Annotated in this window: 5 protein-coding genes; 1 reads left to right on the top strand and 4 read right to left on the bottom strand. The window is 59.7% G+C overall.

What is annotated here, in order from left to right:
* Positions 1-70: 70 nt before the first annotated feature.
* Both Q0M74_RS13405 and arsC read right to left on the bottom strand, forming a co-directional pair.
* Positions 71-928, bottom strand: a complete 858-nt coding sequence (locus tag Q0M74_RS13405; RefSeq protein ID WP_293955283.1) for a S1 family peptidase — start codon at positions 926-928, stop codon at positions 71-73.
* A gap of 46 nt (positions 929-974) precedes the next feature.
* A complete protein-coding gene (gene arsC / locus Q0M74_RS13400; protein WP_293955281.1) occupies positions 975-1,322 on the bottom strand; it encodes an arsenate reductase (glutaredoxin) in 348 nt (115 codons plus the stop codon).
* A 115-nt stretch (positions 1,323-1,437) separates the two neighbouring features.
* Between arsC and Q0M74_RS13395 the strand changes: the two genes are divergently transcribed.
* Positions 1,438-2,643, top strand: a complete 1,206-nt coding sequence (locus Q0M74_RS13395) for a hypothetical protein (RefSeq protein WP_293955279.1) — start codon at positions 1,438-1,440, stop codon at positions 2,641-2,643.
* Here the strand turns inward: Q0M74_RS13395 and Q0M74_RS13390 are convergent.
* On the bottom strand, positions 2,640-3,182 hold the full coding sequence (locus Q0M74_RS13390) for a DUF402 domain-containing protein (protein WP_293955277.1): 543 nt from the start codon (positions 3,180-3,182) through the stop codon (positions 2,640-2,642). The genes Q0M74_RS13395 and Q0M74_RS13390 overlap by 4 nt on opposite strands.
* Before the next feature lie 7 nt (positions 3,183-3,189).
* Positions 3,190-3,865: hypothetical protein (locus Q0M74_RS13385; protein WP_293955275.1), on the bottom strand; the 676-nt coding region annotated here is incomplete at its 5' end.

Here is a 3,865-nt window from a genome sequence, read left to right as displayed (position 1 = left end):
CAGGATCGCCAGCATGATGAGAATGAGGGCTGTCAAAGCACTACCTAACAAAATCTAGGGAGAAGAAACCTTAAGAACTTCCAACCGCCCAGCTGCGTACCGTTCCATCAATGACGGAGCTGCCTGTGGCAGGGATGTTCTGGATCCGCGGGGCGGGGATCAGTGAAGGATACCTGGTTGCATCAACCAGCGGGGAGGGCTGACCTGAGACCGGGGGGACAACCTTACCGGTCTGGCGAGAGATCCAGTCCAGGTGCTCGGCCACAGGCACATACCAGCCCATGGTGCCGTCATGGGTGGGCCGTTCCGTTGCAGTCGACATGCTGAGCACACCGGCAACCTGACCGTTGAGCCACAGTGCTCCACCGGAATCACCAGGCAGCAGGCGACCACGGTAGATCTCTGCCTCCAGCAGCTGTGCTGAGCGGTCCGGGCTGTCCAGGTTGGTGATACGACGCACCACATTCGCATCAGCCTGCTGGCCGAGGATCAGATTATTCTGGCTCCATCCGCCCCAACCGGTCACCTTTGCGCCGGCTCCGGGCTGGATGTGAGTGCCGTGGAGGTTCGCAGTGCGTGCTCCACTGGGTGAGGCCAGCTTGATCACGGCCAGGTCAGCGCTGGGGTGTGTGCGCACCTCGGCGATGCCCTTGCGATCACCCTGGATGAAACTTCCCAGGACAGCTTCGCCCACGTTGGCGTCTTCCGGTATGCAGTGACGTGCCGCCAGCACCCACTCCGGGGTGATCAGGGTGCCGGTGCAACTCATGTTTCCGATGTTGAGACGCACCATGGAATCACTCAGCACTCCTGCGCTGGCATTCCGACCATCAGTGATGGCACCGGCAGGTGCTACTGCGCTGATGGCGAGGGTGGTGGCCACCGTCATGGCGACGAGGGCACGGGAAACACGCTTGAGAACAGACATAAACAAATAGTGTAGAGCCTTCGCCCACAAAAATCTGTGTGCGGGGTTACAGGATTTCTTCCACGACCTCGATGGTGGGCCGGGCGATGCGGGCACCTTTCGAGCTCACCACGATGGGGCGCTGGAGAAGGCGTGGATGGGAGACAATCGCCTGGATGAGTTCCTCTTCCGGTGTGTCAGGGCTCAAACTCAGTTCGGCATATTCCGCTTCCTGGGTGCGGATGCCCTCATGCACCGGAATGCCCAGGGAGTCAAAGATCTCCCGGAGGGTCTCGGCTGATGGTGTGTCCTTGAGATACTGCACGATGGTGGGTTCCACACCGTCATCACGGAGGAAATTCAGGGTTTTGCGGGAAGTTGAGCAGCGGGGATTGTGATAGATCTTAACGTCCATGGGCACCACAGTACCTCTGCTACGGGGGTGTGGGGCATGACACATTTGCATCAGGGCTAAGCTTTCCGCCATATTTAATTTCTATTTTCAATAATGGCAAGAAGGTCACGTGGGAATGAATGGACAAGTAGTAAAAGTCGCCCTGGCATTCGTCGGCATCATCGTGGGAGCAGGCTTTGCATCGGGGCAGGAAGTCATGCAGTACTTCGTGGCCTTCGGCATCAACGGCCTGTGGGGTGCGGTGATCTCGGCGGTGGTGATGACGGTGATGGCGTTGATCATCCTGCAGTTGGGCAGCTACTTCAATGCCGGTGAACACGGTGAGGTGTTCCGTCGTGTGAGCCACCCGGTGTTCTCCAGGCTCCTGGACTTAGGCGTGATGCTGACGTTGTTCTCCACCGGTTTTGTCATGTTTGCCGGTGCTGGAGCGAACCTGAATCAGCAGTGGGGTCTGCCACTGTGGGTGGGGGCGCTGGTCATGGTGGTCCTGGTTCTGGCTGCCGGTATGTTGGATGTGGACAAGGTGACCACCGTGATCGGTGCGATCACGCCGTTCATCATCGTGTTCATCACCATTGCGTGTGTGTACACGATTGTCTCTGGTGACCTGTCCAGCCTGGAGCGTCTCGACGCCGCCTCTGAAGAGGTGTCCACCACGCTGCCTAACTGGTTTGTGGCTGGTGTGAACTACACCTCCTTCAACCTCATGGTGGCAGTCTCCATGGCTGTGGTCATCGGCGGTAACATGTTCAACCCACGTGTGGCCGGCCGCGGTGGACTGCTGGGTGGGCTGATCTACAGTGGTCTGCTCCTGATCAGCGCCGTGACTCTGTTCCTCACCGTGGAAAGTGTCGGTGCGGATGATATGCCGATGCTGACCATCATCAACCAGCTCAACCCGGTGCTGGGTCAGGTCATGGCTGTGGTGGTGTACGGAATGATCTTCAACACGGCGCTGGGCATGTTCTACGCCCTGGGCCGTCGCCTCACCGCACGCAGGCCTGAGCGTTTCCGTCCGGTCTACGCACTGACCGTGCTCGTGGGATTTGTGTTGAGCTTCGTGGGCTTCAGGGAGCTGGTGGGCTATGTCTACCCGATCCTGGGCTACATGGGACTGCTGCTGATCGCAGTCATGGTGGTGGCCTGGACCCGGGGACGCGTACGCATCTATAGGGAGTCTGAACGCCGCATGCGGATCGTGGATCTTCTCCAGATCGGAAGCAATGGCAGCCTCAGTAGTCAGGAGGCGGCTGCTCTGGATCGGGAGATGGCTGATTCAAACCTGGATGAACAACAGATCAGGTCTGCTGTCAAAGGCTAGTATTCAGCGGGGACGAGCTGAACCTCGCTGGCGTCAGCCCAGGTCAGGTCGATGCCACGGGAGCGCAACCACTGCATGGGGTCGTCGCCGTGGCGGGTGATGCCCTCCACCGCGTTGAGGGTGGCGTCGATGGCGCGTTCGGCGTCATCGGCGGTGATCAGGCCGGCGGAGGTTGCTGCGGCCAGCTCATCAATGTCCATGACGGTGATCGGCTCGCCGGTGACGGACACCAGATCCACGTAGAGGTCACGGGTGGTCCACACGTTGTCTTCGACATTGATCTCAGCGATGTCGATGTAGTAATCCTGACGTTCTTCCACGCCCTCACGGAAGTGGAAGATATTGGCCCGCAGGCCGAGTTCTGGAAGCAGCCAGCTTTCCAGGTAACCGAACCTGGGGTGGTTCGCACCACGTGCCATGTAAAGGCCGAAGTCGGTGACCCGGAAGGTGTCCACTTCGCGCAGGAAGCCCTTCGGATCGGTGTTCACCTGTTCGGTGGTGTTGAAGATTTCCTTCTTCACGGGATGAAGATCAGTCATGGTTTTTCTACCTCACATCGAATACGACAGCAGTGGGGGCGAAGTTGCAGTTCGCGGATCCGTTGTCCGTTGACGTGGTGAGGCCGCCACTGAGCACTGCGACGACAAGGCCGCGCCCGGTGTTGGCTACACCTGAAATCGTAGAGGGGCCATCTGGATTGATGCCGGTGTTACCCAGCGCAGTGGTTCCGTGTGTGAAATTGCTCAGATTCGCCCACTGGACATGCATTCCGGTGTTCTGCTGCTCGGCAAGTGGCCCGGTACCCAGTGCGGTGAACACGAAGGCGGCCTGTCCGGCATCGACTCCCGGGAGGGGCAGTGCTGCTGGACCTGCCACGGCAAAGGCACTGCCGACGGAGGCTGAGTGTCCACCGATGCAGTTCTGGGCACTGGTGGGCCAGGCGAACTGCGCGATGTCAGGTGCATTCTCCGGGATCATGCTCTGGTCACCGTCATCTGAGACGAATCCCAGGGCCTGGTTGACGATGTCCTTGATCTCTTTGGGCACCCACGGCTGGTTGACCGCGTTCATGATCTGTTGGCGGCCGGCTTCGGTGGGGCGCCCCAGGTGATCAAAGGGGAGTCCGCTGGAGAGGTTTGCGGAGATGTCGCTGGAAAGACGGTAGAGGTCCTCGGCCGGATTGGCTGTTGCCGCCGGCGCGGAGGTAGCGGCGAGGGCACCG

It is taken from the genome of uncultured Corynebacterium sp., assembly GCF_945649885.1.
GTDB lineage: Bacteria > Actinomycetota > Actinomycetes > Mycobacteriales > Mycobacteriaceae > Corynebacterium.
This window is presented reverse-complemented; position numbering and strand designations above follow the sequence as displayed.